The organism is Hungatella sp. (assembly GCF_046966825.1).
Map to the genome: position 1 here is coordinate 1 of NZ_JBKVCZ010000116.1, position 20234 is coordinate 20234.

At 49.9% G+C, this 20234-nt stretch carries 16 protein-coding genes and 2 pseudogenes; 12 read left to right on the forward strand and 6 right to left on the reverse strand.

Annotated elements, in window-relative coordinates; translation table 11 throughout:
• Positions 1-802 (forward strand): MFS transporter (locus ACLTD4_RS25765; protein ID WP_412331662.1); only part of this gene is annotated, 802 nt, incomplete at its 5' end.
• 242 nt (positions 803-1044) lie between these two features.
• Positions 1045-1803: an SH3 domain-containing protein gene (locus ACLTD4_RS25770; protein ID WP_117634325.1), complete on the forward strand. Its 759-nt coding sequence runs from the start codon at positions 1045-1047 to the stop codon at positions 1801-1803.
• A gap of 307 nt (positions 1804-2110) precedes the next feature.
• On the opposite strand, the gene ACLTD4_RS25775 is transcribed toward ACLTD4_RS25770, so the two are convergent.
• The 3 genes and pseudogenes from ACLTD4_RS25775 to ACLTD4_RS25785 form a co-directional block, all read right to left on the reverse strand.
• Positions 2111-2863, reverse strand: coding sequence for a transposase (locus ACLTD4_RS25775; protein ID WP_243009783.1), 753 nt, complete (start codon positions 2861-2863; stop codon positions 2111-2113).
• 144 nt (positions 2864-3007) lie between these two features.
• Positions 3008-3244: pseudogene (locus tag ACLTD4_RS25780) on the reverse strand (transposase zinc-binding domain-containing protein); the annotation flags it as partial.
• A gap of 105 nt (positions 3245-3349) precedes the next feature.
• Entirely contained in the window at positions 3350-4933 is a 1584-nt protein-coding gene (locus tag ACLTD4_RS25785; RefSeq protein ID WP_117634606.1) for a polysaccharide biosynthesis protein, read from the reverse strand.
• A 207-nt stretch (positions 4934-5140) separates the two neighbouring features.
• Between ACLTD4_RS25785 and nifS the strand changes: the two genes are divergently transcribed.
• The 4 genes from nifS to ACLTD4_RS25805 are packed head-to-tail and all read left to right on the forward strand — an operon-like array spanning position 5141 to position 9092.
• Positions 5141-6325 carry a cysteine desulfurase NifS gene (gene nifS / locus ACLTD4_RS25790; RefSeq protein ID WP_055657543.1) on the forward strand — a complete coding sequence of 395 codons (1185 nt, stop codon included), beginning with the start codon at positions 5141-5143 and terminating at the stop codon, positions 6323-6325.
• Positions 6326-6376: 51 nt separating this feature from the next.
• Positions 6377-6814, forward strand: a complete 438-nt coding sequence (nifU, locus tag ACLTD4_RS25795) for a Fe-S cluster assembly scaffold protein NifU (RefSeq protein ID WP_002601175.1) — start codon at positions 6377-6379, stop codon at positions 6812-6814.
• Positions 6815-6861: 47 nt separating this feature from the next.
• Positions 6862-7941: a tRNA 2-thiouridine(34) synthase MnmA gene (gene mnmA, locus ACLTD4_RS25800; RefSeq protein WP_117634655.1), complete on the forward strand. Its 1080-nt coding sequence runs from the start codon at positions 6862-6864 to the stop codon at positions 7939-7941.
• Positions 7938-9092 carry an N-acetylmuramoyl-L-alanine amidase gene (locus ACLTD4_RS25805; RefSeq protein ID WP_117634608.1) on the forward strand — a complete coding sequence of 385 codons (1155 nt, stop codon included), beginning with the start codon at positions 7938-7940 and terminating at the stop codon, positions 9090-9092. Before mnmA ends, ACLTD4_RS25805 begins: the two co-directional genes overlap by 4 nt.
• A 255-nt stretch (positions 9093-9347) precedes the next feature.
• Here ACLTD4_RS25805 and ACLTD4_RS25810 read toward each other — a convergent pair whose 3' ends face one another.
• Positions 9348-10832, reverse strand: a complete 1485-nt coding sequence (locus tag ACLTD4_RS25810) for a helix-turn-helix transcriptional regulator (RefSeq protein WP_412331663.1) — start codon at positions 10830-10832, stop codon at positions 9348-9350.
• A gap of 90 nt (positions 10833-10922) precedes the next feature.
• On the opposite strand from ACLTD4_RS25810, the gene ACLTD4_RS25815 reads away from it, so the two are divergent.
• Positions 10923-12395, forward strand: coding sequence for a transposase (locus ACLTD4_RS25815; RefSeq protein WP_148511015.1), 1473 nt, complete (start codon positions 10923-10925; stop codon positions 12393-12395).
• 11 nt (positions 12396-12406) lie between these two features.
• Here the strand turns inward: ACLTD4_RS25815 and ACLTD4_RS25820 are convergent, their stop codons facing one another.
• A complete protein-coding gene (locus ACLTD4_RS25820) occupies positions 12407-13210 on the reverse strand; it encodes a hypothetical protein (RefSeq protein ID WP_412331664.1) in 804 nt (267 codons plus the stop codon).
• 13 nt (positions 13211-13223) lie between these two features.
• Positions 13224-14642: a sulfatase gene (locus ACLTD4_RS25825; RefSeq protein ID WP_117634610.1), complete on the reverse strand. Its 1419-nt coding sequence runs from the start codon at positions 14640-14642 to the stop codon at positions 13224-13226.
• A 283-nt stretch (positions 14643-14925) separates the two neighbouring features.
• Here ACLTD4_RS25825 and ACLTD4_RS25830 point away from each other — a divergent pair, with 283 nt between their 5' ends.
• The 5 genes and pseudogenes from ACLTD4_RS25830 to ACLTD4_RS25850 all read left to right on the forward strand — a co-directional run.
• Positions 14926-15861 (forward strand): ABC transporter permease, encoded by a 936-nt coding sequence (locus tag ACLTD4_RS25830; RefSeq protein WP_002601170.1) that lies wholly within the window; start codon positions 14926-14928, stop codon positions 15859-15861.
• 11 nt (positions 15862-15872) lie between these two features.
• Positions 15873-16772, forward strand: coding sequence for a carbohydrate ABC transporter permease (locus tag ACLTD4_RS25835; protein ID WP_110321584.1), 900 nt, complete (start codon positions 15873-15875; stop codon positions 16770-16772).
• A 40-nt stretch (positions 16773-16812) separates the two neighbouring features.
• Complete coding sequence (locus tag ACLTD4_RS25840; RefSeq protein ID WP_412331665.1) at positions 16813-18435, forward strand: extracellular solute-binding protein; 1623 nt, start codon at positions 16813-16815, stop codon at positions 18433-18435.
• Complete coding sequence (locus ACLTD4_RS25845) at positions 18436-19809, forward strand: sulfatase (protein WP_117634614.1); 1374 nt, start codon at positions 18436-18438, stop codon at positions 19807-19809.
• 29 nt (positions 19810-19838) lie between these two features.
• Positions 19839-20234: pseudogene (locus ACLTD4_RS25850) on the forward strand (glucoronyl hydrolase); the annotation flags it as partial.

A 20234-nucleotide genomic window follows, 5' to 3' on the forward strand; every position in this document is an offset into this window, starting at 1 on the left:
GCTGTACCTGTCATGCCGCGAGGGGGAAAGCCACCAGGTGTTCGGCGTGTATAACCTTTTAAATACCGCAGGCCTGCTGGCTGCGGCTCTGATCTTTTCTGTCGCTATCGGCGATGATTACCGGATGGCCGGATTTTTGACCGTATTGACGTATGCGGCCGCGGCGGCGCTGGCCTTCGGGCTAAAGGAAGTAAAGGAAAAAGAGGACAGAAAGCCGGTGAAAGGCCGGTTCCTGACGTGTTTGAAGGAAGTGGTGAGTGATAAACGCTTCCTGCTCCTTCTGGTGGGCATGGCATTTCTGGCGGAGACGAACCAGACCATCACGGTGTTTTTAAACCAGCTGAAATACGAGGCGTGCGGGATAGCGCCGGCTAATATGGGATATATCTATATCCTTGTAACCGTAAGCGGAATGGCCGGAGTCTGTTCGGCCGGATTTACGAGGAAAATCGGGATGAAATGGTTTGCCCTTCTTTTGTTTGGCGCAGCCTCCGTCTCCTGTATGATTCTGGCTCTGACCGGAAGCGGTGTGCTTGCGGTGGGAGGCGTCGTGCTGCTTCGTCTGTCGGCCAGTCTTTTCGTGCCGCTTCAGACGGAGATACAGAACCGCCACGTAAAGGCAGCAGACCGCGCCACCGTTTTAAGCATTTACGCAGTTTTGGCGGAGGGAACGGGAATCGTCACCAATCTGCTGTTCGGCGCGGCGGCCCAGGCCGCCCTTCCGGCCGCTATGTTCTGCGGGGCAGGAATGTGCGCGCTTGGCGCTGTATTTTTCTTAATCTGGCACCGTACTGCAAAATAAGGTGAAAAACAAGATGCAGGATAATATGCAGAATAAGATGCAGAACAAGATGGAGAATAAGATGCAGAACAAGATGCAAAATAAGATGGCCCGCCGGATGTTGCACACCGTCGGCCGGGATGATATACTGAGAGCATCTGGTATTGAACCAGGATGAATGAGAACTCCCGGAAACGCCCCTGCGCCCCTCTTTGTGGCTGAGTTTCGGAGAGTACTCTGAAAATCAGGCGGAGGTGACCGACATGAAAAAGTATCCGGGAATTATCCTGGCAATGACAACGGCTGTGATGATCACATCCTGCTCGTCTGTCTTGAACGGAGGAGACACAAAGAATACAGAGGAAGGCGCGGCCAGTGAGAGTGTGACGACGGAAGCGCAGACCGATGCGATAAAGATAGAAAATGAGACGGATCCCGAACCGTCCTCCGAAACGGAGACATCGCCCGAGACGGAAACATCTGCTCCGTCTCAGGAGTCGAAGCCCAGGGAGACAGAGGCTATGCCGGTCTACACCGTAACCGCGGTTCAGAAGACCATGTATGTGACTCAGCCCGTCCATGTACGGGCCAGCTATACGACGAAGTCCGACGTTCTCACCAGCTTTGGAACAGGCCAGAAGGTCAGTGTTACGGGCCAGTCGGCCAACGGCTGGATGCGGATCTCCTATAAGGGCGGGGACGCTTATATATATAAGAAGTATTTAAGCAGCTCAAAGACGGAGAGCGAGACTAAGGAGGCGGCATCGGTGCCGTCACCTGAAAACACGCCCACGGGACAGAACGGCTCGAATTCCTCGAATACTCAGAACCCATCTGCGCCCTCCGGCCCTTCGGTGCCAGGCGGAAATGATAATATTCCGATAGTGGAGCCGTCGCCGCTGACGCCCTCCGCGGGAACGCAGAACACGAATTCCACGGCAGGGCCTGGCTCTTCGACCGCACCGGGAAGCAGCGGTGGCGCCGGAACCGGGATGATTACGTCGATTGGCCCGGGAATGTGAGAGCGTGGGAATGTCAAAAGATGAAAAGATAGAAAGATGAGTAGATAAAAAGATGAGTAGATAAAAAGAAGAGTAGATGAAAAGAGGCGGTTACTCCAGGAGATGGAATTCTCATGGAAGTAACCGCCTTTTTTGCTTTCTAGGAAACTTCGCAAATCGGCCAAGATAGTGTATAATGGACTTGAAATAAAAGATCACATAACAAAAGAGCGAATGTAGTGATTCGCCACGACGTTGATTATGTAGTTTTTTGTTTTTGGTTTAGACTGCGCTGTCTGACGGCAAAGAAAGAATAAGGGGCATGGAACTATCCATAACCCATTACCTTTCGGAATCGTTCAAATAGCGCAGTTTTTTTGTAGTAAACTTCTAAAACCAACATAGAAGTGCCACACTTCGGACATTTGAGTGGGTCATATCCAAACGTCAGAATAATCGAGTTACGCCAATCCAGAAGACTGGAAAGATAGCGTTGTTTCTGAGGGGATAAACATTGCCGAAGATTTTTTTCCTGTTTATGATGTTTTGCATAAATCCCATAGTAACGAACCATTTTGAAGTGCTTGTCAGGGATATGAATAATCAGGCGTTTTATAAAGTCAATGACGGGGAGGCATTCTGTAACCGTCTTATGATCCTCATGCCTGGTGTAATGAAATGTCACGGAGTCACCATTATAAGAATCAATTCTGGAGGCAGCAATAACCGGTCGTCCGAGATATCGGCTGATATACTTAATGGTGATATCCGGAGAGCAGAGATTGGGTTTAGCACGGATATAAAAACCATCCGGGTGATCCTTGTAAATCTGGTTTTTAAGTTTAAGAAAAGAAGAACCGAGTTTATGCGCAAGTTTTTCTAAAAGAACCTTACGGAAAGCGAAGCGTAAAAATCTGAAATCAAAATGTTTGTTTGGACGCCAGGAGGTAATATTCCCGGCACCGCCCTCGGAGATGAGCGCATGGATATGAGGGTTCCATTTGAGGTCTCTACCGAAAGAGTGAAGGACGCAAATAAACCCAGGAGTAAAGTTTTCAGTTTTATTAAGTTTAGAAAACATACGAAGGACGACATCTCGGACGGCATGAAAAAGACAATTCAAAAGAGAATGATCCTTAAGAAAGAAGATGCGAAGTTCCTCTGGAATCGTAAACACACAGTGTCTGTGGTTACAGGAAATGAGCTTGCAGGACATACGAAAAGCCCGTTTCTGATTATACATGTTACCACAAGATGGGCAGAAACGGCTTTTACAAGAAAAAGGTACAGATTTAAGTTTACCACAATGGGGACAGCCGTAGACAGCGTGTCCATAAGAAGGATCCTGGCAATGGATCATACGTTTAATATTATCCATAACATTTTTGCCAGGACGAAGAACATACTGTATGTACTCAAAGTGGTCACTGAAAATAGTTTGAAGAATGTTCTTATTATCCATAAGAATATTTTACAACAAAAAGTGACAAAGGAAAACCCCAAAACCCCTCATGAGTGAGGGGCAGGGGAGTTGAGAGTGCCGAAGGCACTTTGTTCTATACTCTGTTTATTCCGCCTGAATTTCCCTCTTAAAGAAATGGGCTCCGGCCAGAAGCAGAAGATAGCAGAGAGACAGAATCAGGATGTGGAAGCCGGTTTTGATAAACAGCGGAAGCGCCGCGAACGGATCGCAGACGGAGCTTGCCGCATAGTAGATTCCGATCGCCATCACCATCAGAAGGGCTGGTTTCACAATCATATCCCATGCATTCCAGGAGAAGGAGACCTGCTTTTTCAGGGAAAAGATGTGCATCAGGGCCAGAAGCAGCTCGCTGGCCAGCATACCGATCAGATACGCCATGATTCCGAATTTCGGGATGCCAAACAGTACGAAGGCCAGGCGGACGAAAAGAGCCGTCACGTTCTGTATAAACGTGGTGGAGGTCTTTCCGAGGCCGTTTAAGATGCTTCCCATGGTGGTGACCAGATAGAGGAAGGGACAGAGCCATGCCAGGGTCATGATGAAGGAGCCGGCATTTTCATCCTTAAAGACACTGACGCCCAGATCGTTGCCAAACAGGGTGAAGATTCCGATGCACAGGATTCCCACGTACAGGCAGTAGCGCAGGGACATGGAGATGGTGCCTGCGATCCGCCGTTCGTTTCCTTCCGACTGGGCCTCGGCTACCGTTGGAAGCAGCAGGACGGCCAGCGAATTGAAGATCGTGGAGGGAAACAGGATAAATGGCAGAGCCATTCCCGTAAGGACACCGTAAATGCTGAAGGCCTCGGAGCTTGATAAGCCGAACCGGTTTAAGGAACCGGGAATCCAGATTGCCTCCGCGCTGGAAAGAATATTCAGGATGAGGCGGTTGCCCATGAGCGGCAGCGCCAGCGTCATGAGTGCGGGCGCGGTTCGGCGGAAGGAATCGGCCGCGGCCGAAAAACGGCGGCCGTCGGAATCCGTATCCTTCGCGTAGGTGCCATCCGGCAGCTTCGGCGGGAAAAACTGACAGGCCGCGACGGTATAGAGGGTCGAGGCGATCTCCCCGATCAGATGGCCGGCCACAGCCAGCTGGACAGTGATCTCGATTCCGGCTTCCAGCATAATATCCGCAATCAGAAACACGGCGCCGATGCGGACAGACTGTTCAATCACCTGAGCGAATGCCGGAACCCGGGTACGCTGCATACCATAATAGTAACCGTTGATGCAGGCATGGATAGCGGCGCAGGGTACGGAGACGGCTATGTAGGTGAGAAGCGGTGCACAGCGCGGTTCCATCAGGATGCTGCCGGCCAGAAAATCCTGGAACCGGATGATGAGCCAGGCCAGGACAAAAGAGGTTGACATGGAAATGACGAGGCCGGTCCGGAAGATGGAACGGCCTTTCCTTACATTGGCGGCAACGGACTGGGAGATGGCCGTCTGGATGGACCCTGCGCACAGGGCAAAGCAGATGCCGAATACGGGATGGACCATGTTGTAGAGCCCCAGTCCCTCCGCACCGATGGTTCTGGAAAGAAAGATTCGGTAAAAGAACCCCAGCACGCGGGTAATGAGCCCTGTAGAAGTAAGGAGGAGAGTGCCCGTAAACAGGGCATATTTTCTTGGCGAAAGTTTTTGGGAAATCTTTAAAGAATCCTTCATGAAAACTCCATGATATGGGAATTATTATAATATATTTATCATGATCCCTCTTCATGACATTTTTCACTTAGCTTTCAGAAAGAGGGAAGACCAAACTGTAATAAAAACGATAACTATTCCTATTGAAATTATAGGAAATCTGTGTATAATAGAAAATGTAGATGAAGCTTTTAACTTTAGGACTACAGAAAGGCGGAACTAACAATTATGAAACGATTTATTTATCTTGACAATGCAGCGACGACAAAGACACGGCCGGAGGTTGTGGACGCGATGCTGCCGTATTTTACGGAATTTTATGGCAATCCATCTTCCGTGTACGAGTTTTCCAATGAATCCAAGAAGGCGATCAACCGTTCCAGAGAGACGATTGCAGACGCCATTGGAGCAAAAACCAATGAGATTTACTTTACAGCGGGAGGCACCGAGTCCGATAACTGGGCACTGGCCGCGACGGCTGAGGCTTACCAGGCGAAGGGAAATCACATTATTACCAGTAAAATTGAACACCATGCGGTTCTTCACACATGCGAATATCTGGAGAAGCGCGGTTTTGAGGTGACTTATTTAGACGTAGATGAGAATGGTGTCATCAAAATCGATGAACTGAAGAAGGCAATCCGCCCCACCACCATCCTGATTTCCATTATGTTTGCCAACAACGAAATCGGAACGATCGAACCTGTGAAGGAGATCGGCGAGATCGCGAAAGAGCACGGAATTATCTTCCACACAGACGCGGTTCAGGCCTTCGGTCACGTTCCGATCAATGTAGATGAGTATCATATTGATATGATGAGCGCCAGCGGCCACAAGTTAAACGGCCCCAAGGGAATCGGATTTTTATATATCCGCACCGGAATCAAGACGCGTTCCTTTGTGCATGGAGGCGCCCAGGAGCGGAAGCGCCGCGGCGGCACCGAGAACGTTCCGGGGATCGTTGGCTTTGGAAAGGCCGTAGAGATCGCCATGAACACATTGGAAGAGCGCACGAAGAAAGAGTCTGAGCTGCGCGATTATTTAATGAAACGCGTGATGGCGGAGGTTCCCTATGTGAGAATCAACGGTCACAGAACCAGCCGGCTGTCCAACAATGTGAACTTTGCCTTCCAGTTTATCGAGGGAGAATCCTTACTCATCATGCTGGATATGGATGGAATCTGCGGTTCCAGCGGTTCTGCCTGTACGTCGGGATCTTTGGACCCATCCCATGTGCTGCTGGCCATCGGCCTGCCTCATGAGATTGCTCACGGATCCTTAAGACTGACGCTGAATTCTGATAATACCATGGAAGAGATGGATTATGTGGTCGAATCCATCAAAAAGATCGTAGAGAAGCTGCGCAGCATGTCACCTTTATATGAGGACTTCGTAAAGCGTCAGAATCGGTAATAAGCTTACGTAAATTGTCGATATATTACTAAAAATAGGAGAAAAATAAAAATGTATACAGAAAAAGTTATGGATCATTTCGAGCATCCAAGAAATGTAGGAGAAATAGAGAATGCCAGCGGCATGGGTACGGTAGGAAATGCGAAATGCGGCGATATCATGAGAATTTATCTCGATATTGATGAGAACGGAATCATCAACGATGTAAAGTTTAAGACATTTGGCTGCGGCGCAGCGGTGGCTACCAGCAGCATGGCAACCGAGATGGTAAAAGGCAAATCGATCCAGGAAGCGATGGAAGTAACGAACAAGGCGGTGTGTGAGGCGCTTGACGGACTGCCGCCAGTTAAGGTACACTGTTCCTTACTGGCAGAAGAAGCCATTCACGCGGCCTTATGGGATTACGCCCAGAAGAACGGAATTGAGATTCAGGGCCTGAAAAAACCGAAGTCAGATATCGGTGAGGAAGAAGTGGAAGAAGAATATTAAAGCCGGCGGTGAACCGGATGCCGGCAGAAGAAACGGAATGTGAAACGATGAATAAACCAAAAGTAGTAGTAGGAATGTCAGGCGGCGTGGATTCCTCCGTGGCAGCATGGCTGCTGAAGGAGCAGGGCTATGATGTCATCGGCGTCACGATGCAGATCTGGCAGGACGAAGAGAAAGAGGCCGTGGAGGAGAGCGGAGGCTGCTGCGGCTTAAGCGCGGTGGACGACGCCCGCCGCGTGGCCTGGGATTTGGGGATTCCATATTATGTGATGAATTTCAAAGAGGAATTCAGAGAAAATGTAATAGACTATTTTGTGGATGAATACAGGAACGGCCGCACCCCGAATCCATGTATCGCCTGCAACCGGTATGTCAAATGGGAATCGCTGTTAAAACGGAGCCTGGATATTGGAGCGGACTATATCGCCACAGGCCACTATGCCAGAATCGAGCAGCTGGAAAACGGGCGGTACGCATTGAGAATGTCCGTTACGGCGGCGAAAGACCAGACGTACGCACTCTATAATCTGACGCAGTACCAGCTGGCTCATACGCTGATGCCGGTTGGCGCCTATTCCAAGGATCAGATCCGTGAAATCGCGGACCGGATCAATTTAAAGGTCGCCCATAAGCCGGACAGCCAGGAAATCTGTTTTATCCCCGATCACGATTATGCCAAATTTATTGAAGAAAACACAGGAAAAGAGCTGCCGAGAGGCAACTTTGTGGATCTGGATGGCAATATACTGGGACAGCATGAAGGAATCACCCACTACACGGTTGGCCAGCGGAAGGGATTAAACCTGTCCATGGGCCATCCCGTCTTTGTCACGGAAATCAGGCCGGAGACGAACGAAGTCGTCATTGGAAATTCGGATGATGTCTTTTCCGATACGCTCCGCTGCAACCGCCTGAACTGGATGGCGGTCGACGGACTTCACGGCGGTGAGATGCGAGTAAACGCAAAGATCCGCTACAGCCACAAAGGCGCCCCCTGCACCATCCGGGAAGTGGGCGAGGATCTGGTGGAATGCCGGTTTGATGAGCCTCAGAGGGCGATTACACCGGGGCAGGCCGTCGTGTTTTATGCAGATACTTACGTTGCCGGAGGAGGTACGATACTGTGAATAAGAAGAGAAGAACCGGAATTTATATCGTAACCGCGCTTGTGTGCCTCCTGACACTGGCCGGATGCGGCAGGAAGTATGAACCGGTCGAGGTGCCGGCGCTGGAAGAGGCTTCCGGTGATATCACACTGGAAAATGGAGATGAGACGGCAGCGGTTTCTATTGAGAATGAGACCGGGAATGAAAAAAACGGGACAGAGAAGCCGGGGGGCCAGGCGGGGACAAGCGCCCACGAGGCCGCTGTAACTACGGAGACGGCTCCCGCCTTTACGGCGGTGGATGAAACCGTATACGTAACCGGCAGTCAGGTTAATATCAGAAAGAGCGCGGGAACGGGCGGTGCGGTGATCACTACGGTTTCCAGGGGAACGGCTTTAAAACGGACCGGATACAGCGACAGCTGGAGCCGTGTTATCTATCAGGATCAGGAGTGTTACATATCCTCCAGCTTTGTGTCAAAGGAACAGCCGGCTCAGGAACCGGAGACAACGGCTCCTGCAGTCACAGGCTCCGGTTCCGGCAAGATCATTGCCATCGATCCGGGACATCAGGCGAAGGGCAATTCAGAAAAAGAACCGATAGGGCCGGGTGCATCGGAGAAGAAGGCCAAGGTTGCCTCCGGAACGCAGGGAAATGCGACGGGGATCCCCGAATACAAGCTGACGCTTGCGGTCTCCTTAAAGCTTAAGGAAGAACTGCTTGGCCGGGGCTATCAGGTTTATATGATCCGGGAAACGGATGATGTGAATATCAGCAACGCAGAGCGGGCCGAGATGGCCAACAAGAGCGGTGCGGATATTTTCGTACGCGTTCATGCCAACTCTTTAAACGATACCAGTGTTCACGGCGCGCTGACCATGTGCCAGACATCGAAGAACCCCTATAATGGAAATTTATACAGCAAGAGCTCTGCACTGTCAAAGGCCGTGGTAAAGGGCATCTGTGACACCACAGGCTTTAAAAACCGCGGAGTCCAGGAGACCGATACCATGAGCGGAATCAACTGGTGCAAAATTCCGGTTACCATTGTGGAGATGGGATTTATGAGCAATGCAGAGGAAGATAAAAAGATGGCCACTGATGAGTATCGCGCGAAGATCGCAAAGGGAATCGCGGATGGGATTGATGCTTATTATGCGGCTGGAAATTAAAGATTTTGGGAAATGTTCTATAAGATTCAGACAGTTATACAAACAAAAAGAAACGGCACGTGCCTGCCGTTTCTTTTTGTTTATAAATTATGTTACAGTATACGCTCTAGCTCATAGACTTCGTTATCTTCACGGACACCGATTACAACAACCAGCATATGATCGCTGCAACGGATGAGCTGGTATACGATACGCAGACCTGCGCCATTTCCATAGCCTCCTTCGCTTTCAGGTAATGGATTTTTACAAATTTTATCAACTAATACTGGAACTTTTTAAGGATTCCATGTAGGCCTTAGGGGAAACTCCGGTGTATTTTCCAAATACGCGGATGAAACTGTTCGCGCTGTTGAAACCGACCATCAGGCTTAATTCTGCGATTTTAATACCATGTTCCTTCTGGAGGAGTTCTTTGGCTTTTTCGATTCGGTAGCGGTTTAAGTAGTCTTTGAAGTTCTGGCCGCTCAGCTGTTTGAACAGGATTCCGCAGTACTTGGGGGAGATGTTGAACTGGTCCGCCATGTCGTTTAACATGATATCGTCGGTGTAATTCGTGTGGATATAACGGATCATCTCATTCAGAAGCTTCTCATCGTTGTTTTCGCCCCGGCAGCTTACCGCGGTCAGAATGTCCTGAATTGCGTGTCTTAAGGTGGTGATGGTGACCGAATCGCTCCAGTGTTCATACAGATACATAAAATTAATATCTTCTTTTAAAAGTGCTTCCGGCGATGTCTTCAGTTCCTGGAAGACACGGCCCAGTGTGCCAATCAGGACATAGACGAAGCTCTGAATCGACTCGATCGACAGCGTTTTGTCTACCAGGTTCGTGCGGATCAGCTGATCGAAGATCTGGAGCGCCTCCTCTTTGCCTTCCACGATACAGTGGACCATCCGGTTCTCCATGGAGAGCGGGTAGGAATACGTGACTGCGTCCACGGAACGGATCTGTTCGAAGGTCAGGATATTGGTATGGCCGTATACGTGCTTGTATTCCAGGATGCGCAGCGTCTCCTGATAGGCCAGCCAGATCCGGTTTAAGCCATTTCTGGGATTGCTTAAGGCAATCCACTGGTTGATCGTCTCATCCTCGGGCTTCTGTGTCAGATAGCGGAGGAGCTCGTAGAGCTGCAGGAGAATCTCATCTGTATTACCGCTTTTCACGATCATGGCGCACCGTGTGGAATCCAGATCCACGAATGTCATGTCAGGCACGTTCATGGTAAACTCATGGACATACTGCTTTAAAATAACGATACAGCTGGGGGAGGAGCCCTCATTTACAGGCTGGAACTCCACTACCACCACGCTGTAATCCTCTTCCGGCTCTTCTCCGCATTCTGTCAGGCCTCCCGGCTGGGGGGCGAAGAGCAGACGGCGGTATTGCTGCTGGGAGGCGAGGCGTTCATTCTCGTCCATGGCCTCCATCAGTGTCTTGCTTAAGGATTTTATTTTTTCCGAATTCTGCCGTAAAATCTTAAATTCATCGATGGGTTTACCATCCTCAGGGGAATCCATGGAATCTTCCACGACTTCCCGGATTGGCTTATAGAGCGCCTCCACCAGCAGCGCGATTAAAAAGGTGAAAATGCAGGCTGCCGTGACCAGAATCAGAAGAAAGAATACAATCTGGCCGGAACCCAGCATGTAGCTGTCATAGACATAGGCAATTTCCCATCCAATGGCAGGCAGGCTTGTAGGAAATACGTACTCCTTTCCTTGAGAGTATAAAGTTTTCAATAAAAGAATAGCTTTTTCGAATGGAGTTATGGTATCTTTAAGTTTCCAGACTTAAGAAAGATACAAGCCACCGAAAAAGCTATTCCGTGTATGAGTTTACCATACTTTTTCGTGGCTGACCATACGATTATGATAAATTATATTGATAAAGTTTTATGCTATTTTGAATCATGCTTCTCACGTAAAGCCGCTTTCCGTTGGTTTGTTACTATTACCGTCGGGCTTATGCTGCGTTCCGACAAACTTGGTGTCACCTCGGTTATTCGTGACCTGGCTCTCTGCCCGGACTGTTACCTTTCCATGCTTCACTTTTTCCGGGCTTCCTCCTGGTCCCTAGATGAGATACGCCTGCGTTGGTTCTCTTGCGTCAGGGAGTACGCTCCCCTCTATCAGGAAGGGGATTTCCACGTCCTGGTCGGGGACGGGGTCAAGCAGTCTAAGGAAGGACGCCGGATGCCCGGGGTTAAAAAGCTCTTTCAGGAATCTGAAAATTCCGCAAAACCCAAGTACATCCATGGACATATGTTTGGCGGCCTTGGCATCCTGGCAGGCCGCATCCACAGTTGGGCCTGCATCCCTTTGGGTATCCGGCTCCATGACGGCCTTCAGGGTGCCAGTGAGTGGGCAGGCGCATCGGTTTCCAGTTCCTCCCACGTTGTCCAGATGGTGGAGGATGCGTACCGTGCCTGTGAAGTCTTTGGGGATTGCCTGCTTCTTCTGGACCGGTATTTCCTCACAGTGCCCGCGCTGGTAAAACTGGAATGCCTGAACCGCGGCACAGCGGCCCGCATGGAAATCATCACTAAGGCAAAAAAATCCTGTACCGCGTTTGAAAAACCGGCCCCCCGCAAACCAGGCAGGGGACGGCCGCCAAAAAAGGGGGCAGCCGTCCACCTGAAGGAACTGTTTATTTCCCATAAAGATCAGTTCCGGGAAACAAAAATGGAACTTTATGGGAAACAGGAAACTATACGCTACTACAGCATTGACCTGCTTTGGGGGCAAAAACTGTACCAGGAGCTGCGGTTTGTGCTGGTGGAAATGGGAGGAGTCCAAAGCATACTGGCCAGCACCAGCCTGAACCTGGATCCGCTGGCAATCATCCGTCTTTACAGCTATCGGTTCCGGATCGAATGTATGTTCAGGGAGTTAAAACAGCAAACAGGGGCATTTTGCTACCATTTCTGGTCAAAGTATATGCCAAAGCTGAGCTACTACAGGAAAAAAGAGGAACCAGCCCCCTTGGATCAAGTTGAAAGTGAGAAGGCCCGTAAAAGAATCCTGGGAGCGGTACGCGCCACTGAAATGCATATCGCCTTGTCCTGCATAGCAATGGGGATCCTTCAGAGTCTTTCCATCCTCTTTATGGGGAAGATCAAATCCAATCAGCTCCGTTACCAGAGAACCCCTTCAAGGGACCGTGTATCGGAAGGTGCCCTCATGCAATATTTCCGAAAACATTTTTTCCGCCTTATAGGGCAAACGCCGGAATTGCGTATAACGCGAATAATTCAAGAACAACAGGATGAGTCAGGAATCTACTGGGATTCACTGGCTTCTTAGTGATACAAACTTTATACTCTCAAGTCCTTTCCAAGCTTGAAGAATTCCTGCTGTCCGATTCCGGAATCGGCTGCCTCCATACCCATACTCATCATATTTGAAAAAAGCTCATCCATATCGGCTTCCCGATGGCTGACCGCCAGCAGCCGGTCGTCACTGTAAAGCAGAAACTGACCTGGCCTGGCAGAGCCTGTAAGCGTCTCGATCGGAATCGTGACAAAACACAGAAGGCTGGAAGAATACCGGTAATCCTTTACGATATAGTAAACGGATTTTAGCCGGTCATTCTCATAATGAGGCAGGCAAAAGGGCCGGTTGGAAGCGGAAAAATGCTGATCCATGGACTCCATTTCTTCTATTGACAGTCCCTTTACATGCCTTAAAAATTTATCCCTGTCCACGGTCCCCGACTGGTCCAGGACCATACCGTACGATTTTCCGTCAAATTCCAGCGGACCTACCGTTGTCACAGCCAGCTCATAATTGAGCATGGAGGAGTCCGTGGTGATGATTCGCAGCTGCTTTAAGGCGGTGATGGAATTGAAATAGAAATCGTTGGCGGAGGATGAATTGACCCATTTCGTAATGCTCTTATCACGGCTGACGTCATTGACTGCACGCGAGATCAGATTCATGGCGATATTGGAATTGGCCTCCAACGCCGCCGTGGAATTCGATAAGTTGTGGATATAGCTGCTTTTCTGCTGCAGGTGAAGGTAGCTGCCCGACAGCACCGCAAGCAGGACAATCACTATGGTACCGGTAGAAATCAGGATTTTATACAAACGGTTTTTATAGATACCAGATGAAAACATAACGTCAGACCATCTACTTTCGTTTAATCTCCAGGGCGTATTTCTCCACGGCGCTGAGACCCTGATGATGCTCAAATCCCAGCGGATGGCGGCGGTAGCTCCCGGTGCCTGCCGTCTTTAGGGTGAAGAAAGGATCATCGCTCTTTTCCAGATGATGTTTAAGCAGGGAACGGTACTTTTCCAGAATCGGGGAGTACTCCGGTTTACCTGCCAGGTTGGTTTTTTCATATCTGTCATTTCTCATGTCATAAAGCTCCTCGCTGTCCGGCTCCAGATAACAGATATACTTATAATCCTCGTCGCAGATCATGCGCCCGGGAACGGTATAATCGCGGAATTCATCGTACCATTCCGCCACTGCGGCGGTCCGGTCGGAATGCGTTTTTACTCCCGTGATCTGAGGCATAAGGGATATCCCCTCCAGTCCGTCAGGACAGGGGAGCTCCGCATAGTCCAAAAGCGTGGGAACCAGATCCAGAAGAGAGGTTACGCCGCCGATTCGGGACGCTTGATCCCCACCCGGAAGCGCGAAAAAGAGAGGTACCCGGTTCGTCTCCTCGTAAAAAGCGCCGTACTTTGTCACAAGGTGGTGAGACGCCATCCCTTCACCGTGATCGGCCAGAAATACGACCATAGTCTGATCCGCGGTGCCGCTTTTTAAAAGCGCTTCGAGAATCTGGCCAATCTGTTTGTCCACCATGGACAGGTAGTAATAATAGGCGTAAAGGTAGTGGCGGAAATCATCTTCCTTCCAGCCGCTGGCCTGGCGCTGCCTTCTGTGGGCGCAGCAGAGATACTGGATGAATTCCGGCCGGTTGGCAATATCGTCGAAATCAAAGTTTTCCGGCAGAGGAGGAAGCTCCCGCTCCAGCGGGAAATCGCCGTATCCTTCGCTGTGTTCGCCGATGTAGGCACAGATGTTGTGTGGATTCTGCAGGTCCGAGACCATGAGAAACGGCCCTTCCGGCCGGGAAGACAGGTACTGGACGGACTTTTCCGTTGTGTCGATGTCCAGATACGTCTCATAATCGAATTTGATGGCCGGATTCGTCCGCGGGACATGGATTTCCTCGGATTCGATGACCTTAAAGCCTCTCAATGCCCCATAATCATGAGTCTTGCCAAAATGCACACAATCATAACCGGCATGGGAAAACAGTTCTCCCAGCGTCGGAATATCGTCGGAGACCGCTGGAAAGCCTTGATCGGGCAGGTTGGAGAGCACGCCGGTCTGGTGCGGATAGCGCGAGGTCCAGAACGAGGCCCGGGCCGGCTGACAGAGCGGACAGGAAGTATAGGCATACTCCATGACGGCGCTTCTGGCCGCCAGGCCGTCGAGATTCGGCGTGGAAGAATATGTATTGCCGTAGGCACTTAATGCCGTGGCGGAAAGTTGATCGCAGATGATGATTAAAATATTTTTTTGCTGCATTGTGTATACCCCCATTTGTTTACTTACTTAAAAGCATGTAATCCGAGTATAAGGGAATGAGCTGTAAAAATCAATCATATGGCGCGAATCGGGTGAATTGGTGATGAGTTGAAAAATGAATATAAAAAAGCAATCCTATTGCAGATGACCTGAAAAACAGTGATTTACTTTTCCGGATGAACGGGTTTAAAGTGGATTTCAGAAGCGGGAATGAGCTTTGTAAAATCAGAGCGTGTCAGAAAATTTATTCCTGCACTAATTGAATATGAGAGGGGAGTTACAAATGTTTAAGCAACAGGGCGGCAACAAAAATAAAGAATCCTGCCTGCACTCAGTCAGAAAGAACTGGGATTTATATCTTCTTCTGCTTCCGGGGGTGCTGTGGTTCCTGGCGTTTGCCTACAAGCCTATGGCCGGTCTGGCGATTGCCTTTTACGATTACAACATCTTTAAAGGAATCTCGGGAAGCACCTTTGTGGGACTGGACAATTTCATTACCTTTTTAACAGGAAGAGATTTTCTGAGGGTTTTGAAAAATACACTGATGATCTCCTTCTGGCAGCTGGTCGTCTGTTTCCCGATACCGATAATTCTGGCGGTCGCGGTTACGGAGATGAAGAACAAGTTTGTCAGCAAGATGACGCAGATGACAACACTCCTTCCGCACTTCGTATCGGTCGTCGTTGTCTGTGGTATCGTGGTCAACTTTCTGTCTCCCAGTACCGGTATCGTCAACATGATTCTGGAAAAGCTGGGAATGGAGCCGGTCTACTTTATGGTACAGCCCCAGTATTTCAGAGGAATCTACACGATCATGACCCTGTGGCAGAACGCAGGCTTCAATGCGCTCGTCTTTATTGCAGCCATCATGGGAATCGATCCGCAGTTATATGAAGCGGCCACCGTGGACGGAGCCGGAAAATGGCAGAAGATTAAGAATATCACCGTTCCGGCGATTCTTCCGACGATTGTCACCATGCTGGTGTTAAATATCGGAAAGATGGTAAAGGTAGGATATGAGGCCATCCTCCTTCTGTATCAGCCATCTACATTTGCCAAAGCAGATATTATCGCTACCTATTCCTACCGTCTGGGATTTGAAAACGGGAACTACGGTCTCGCTACGGCGGTCGGTATGTTTGAGGCAATTGTCGCGCTGGTACTTGTCACGTTGGCCAACCGGTTAAGCCGTAAGCTTTCCGATACGGCACTTTGGTAAGGAGGCGCGAGATGAAAAATAAGAAAATCCATCAGGGACAGGTAATTGGAACAGGTGAAAAGGTATTCAATGCAGGCATGGCGATCCTCGGAATTGTAATCAGCCTGGTTGTGCTCTATCCGATCTATTACGTGCTGATCGCATCGCTCAGTCAGCCGTATTACGTGGAGAACGGCGATGTCATGTTTGCCATCAGGCATTTTACATTGGCAAGCTATAAGGAAGCCATCAAGAAGAGCGGCATCTGGCTGGCCTACGGAAACACCATTTTTTACACGGTTGCCGGCGTTGTGGTAAATATGCTCTTTACGACGACCATGGCCTACGCCCTCAGTAAAAAGAAGCTGGTTTTCCGCAAGTTCTTTACCTTATTTACCATATTCACAATGTGGTTTAACGCGGGAATTATCCCCATGTACTTAACCTTCAAGGATTTCAGCCTGTTAAATACCAGAACGGCCATTATCCTTGGGTTTGCGATCAACACATACAACTTGATTATTATGAAGAGTTTCTTCGAACAGCTTCCCGAGGCACTGGAGGAAGCGGCGTTTATCGATGGAGCCAACCATATAATCACATTTTTCAAGATTTATTTACCGCTCTCCAAGCCCGCGCTGGCTACGGTGGGACTGTTTTACGCGATCAACCGCTGGAACAGTTACTTCTGGGCCATGCAGCTGTTAAATGACGACAGGAAGGCGCCCCTTCAGGTATTGTTAAAGAAGATGATCGTAGACCGGGTGGCCAACGCTTCGGAGGCGGCAATCGTAACACAGAATTCATTAAGTTCTCCAACCACGGTAATTTATGCTATGATAATCATAGCCATTGTACCGATGCTGATCGTATTTCCGTTTGTACAGAAATACTTTAAGACCGGCGTCACCGTTGGAGGAGTGAAGGGTTAACTTATCATAGCAGTTACAACAAAAAGGAGGTATTTCAAAAATGAAAAAAAGAAGACTTATGGCGGCGGCAATGGCGGCAGTAATGCTTACCGGCACTCTGGCGGGCTGTTCCGCAAAGAGCGAAACAAGCGGCACAGAGGCGGCAAAAGGGGAAGCTGGCACCAGCCAGGCCCAGACAGAGGAGACGCTGGAAGGCAGCCTCGTGAGCAAGGAACCAAAAGAATTTACCGTATTTTTAAACTTCAATATGCCGTTCGACTCGAACTGGCAGGTATGGCAGGAAGCCGCGAAGAGAACGAATGTCAGTCTGAAGGGAACCATTTCCCTTTCCAATTCCAACGAAGAAGAGGCGTTTAACCTGATGATGAGCTCCGGCAATCTGGCCGATATCATCGGCTACGTAGACGCGTCCTCCCTGGAGAAGCTGGGACGCGACGGCGGAATGATTCCGTTAAACGATCTGATCAAGGAACACGCGCCGAATATCCAGAAGGTGCTGGACGAGGACGCCAGATTCCGCCAGACGGCATACTCTCTGGACGGCAATATCTACCAGATTCCGAAAAATCAGGAGCTCAAGGCTGCCGAGTTCTGGTGGATCAGACAGGACTGGCTGGATAAATTAAACTTAAAGGCACCGACCACCGTCGATGAACTCCACGATGTGCTGTATGCGTTCCGCAACGAGGATCCCAACGGAAACGGATTAAAGGACGAGATTCCGCTGTTCGACCGCGCCGGATGGAAGCAGCCGGATGAGTATCTGTATCTTTGGGATACCAGCCTTGAATTCTATCCGAGAGACGGAAAGATGAAATACGAACCACTGGAAGAGAACTTCAAGACAGGCGTTTCCAACATGATCAAATGGTACCAGGAAGGACTGATTGATCCTGAAATCTTCACGAGAGGCGCTTCCTCCAGAGATACCCTGCTGGGCGGCGATCTCGGCGGCTGTACCCATGACTGGGTGAGTACGGCAAACTATAACTCCACGCTTCAGGAGACCATTCCGGGCTTCCAGATGGCAGCCATCGCACCGCCTGCGGATCAGAACGGTGTTGTAAAGGAACGTGTATCCAGATATCCGGGTGTGGGCTGGGGAATATCCTCCCAGTGCAAGGATCCTGTAACCGTGATTAAATTTATGGATTACTTCTTTACAGAAGAAGGAAGCGACTTAATGAACTGGGGAATCGAGGGAGATACCTTTACAAGAGATGCGGATGGCAGCAAACACTTTACCGACACGGTACTTCAGTCTGAACTGACACCAATCGGATATCTTCGTTCCATCGGCGCCCAGTACCGGATCGGCATGTGCCAGGATGGAGACTACGAGTATGCGACCATGAAGGAAGACGGAATCGAGGCGAATAAGCTGTACAATGGCCATGATGAGTGGTTTGACGATTCTCTTCCGCCTTACCTGGATGGAAAAATGGCGTTAAAGTATACCTCTGATGATGAGACCGAGTATAAGAACATTATGGCAAGCATCAAGCCTTATGTCGATGAAAAGTTCCAGTCCTGGATTCTCGGTGTCAATGATTTCGATTCTGAGTATGATACCTTTATCAAAGAACTGAAGGCCAGAGGCATCGACCGCGCGCTGGAAATCAACCAGAAAGCATATGATACATTCCTTGGAGAAGACCGTTAGATGAAAAAGAAAAACCTGTTATACATCTTCGCCGACCAATGGCGCGCCCAGGCCATTGGGGCGGCGGGAGAGGACCGTGTGAGTACGCCTCATATGGACCGTTTTGCCGGGGAGAGCATGGCGTTTGACCACGCGGTCAGCACGTACCCGCTGTGCTCGCCCCACCGGGCATCTCTGCTGACGGGAAAGTATCCGTACTGCTGCGGAATGTGGACCAACTGTAAGATAGGCCTGGATGAGACCGTCATGTTAAAGCCGCAGGAGGTAACCATTTCCGATGTCCTCCATGAAAATGGCTACGAGACTGCCTATGTGGGCAAATACCATCTCGACGCGAGTGAGATGAACTTTCACGAGAAGCCGGAATCCGGTGCGGTGAACTGGGATGCCTTCACTCCTCCGGGAGAACGGCGTCATCACTTTGATTACTGGTATTCCTACGGAGCGATGGATAAACATCTGTCGCCCCATTACTGGAAGGACGAACCGAAAAAGGAGGAGGGCGCCAAATGGTCTCCGGAGCATGAGACGGACATTGTGCTGGATTATCTGGACGGCCGGAATAAGGAAAAGCCATTCTGCCTGTTCCTCTCCTGGAATCCGCCCCATCCTCCCTATGATCTGCTTCCGGAAAAGTATGCGGACCGTTACCGGGGAAAGGAACTCGTATTCCGTGGAAACGTTCCGGAAGAGCTGAGAACCGATGAGGCATTTCGGAAGAAGTTCGGAGAGTACTACGGAGCCATAGAAGGACTGGATGATAATTTTGGCCGGATCATGGAGTATCTGGACCGGGAAGGCCTGACAGAGGACACGATCGTAGTGCTGTCGGCCGATCACGGGGACTGTATGGGTTCTCATGGCCTGATGGGAAAGAACATCTGGTACGACGAGTCCATCAGGATTCCTCTCTATATCAGGGGACCACAGGTTGTAAAGGGGCACAGTGATGCCCTGATCGCCAGCCAGGATCACATGCCAACACTTCTGGAACTGCTGGATGCGGTGGTTCCCGATACGGTTCAGGGAAAAAGCTTCGCGTCCCTGGCCCGTGGGGCCTCCATGGAAGAGGAACCGGAACACGCATTTCTCTGTATGATACCGGGCATGCCTGAACTGGTGGAAGAGTACCGGAAGCTGGGATTAAACAACAAGGCGTTCGGCTGGCGTGGAATCAGAACGAAGGATATCACCTATGTCGTTGACAACGGGACGTCTCCGTCCGAAACGCAGAGACGGCTGTTTTACGATAATAAGAAAGATCCCCTGCAGTTAAATCCTGTCGAACTGGATCCGCAGGACGCCATAGCGGAAGCTTATGACGCGGTAATAAGATCCTATTTAAGGAAAACGAGAGACCCGTTTCTTCTGTAAATGAGGAGCGGTGAGAGAGGAGACAGAATATGGCGCAGACAATGAAACGAATCCGTCAGTATCCGGGAACGGATGCGGAGAAAAGAAAGAAGTACATGGACGCAGCCACGGAGATCGTCCGGTCCAACCTGCCGGAATTCACGGAATTTTTTGAGAGCTCCAACAGCGAGGGCGGCTTTTATCTGCCGACAGAAAACGTAGAATGGACAACCGGATTCTGGACCGGCGTGATCTGGCTGGCTTATGAATATACAGGGGAAGCCTGCTTTAAGGAGGCGGCGGAATCTCAGGTCGAAAGCTTCCTGAAACGAATCCGGGAGAAAATCGATGTAAATCACCATGATATGGGGTTTCTCTACAGCCTTTCCTGCGTGGCAGCTTATAAGCTGACCGGCAGCAGCCATGCCAGAGAAGCAGCACTTTTA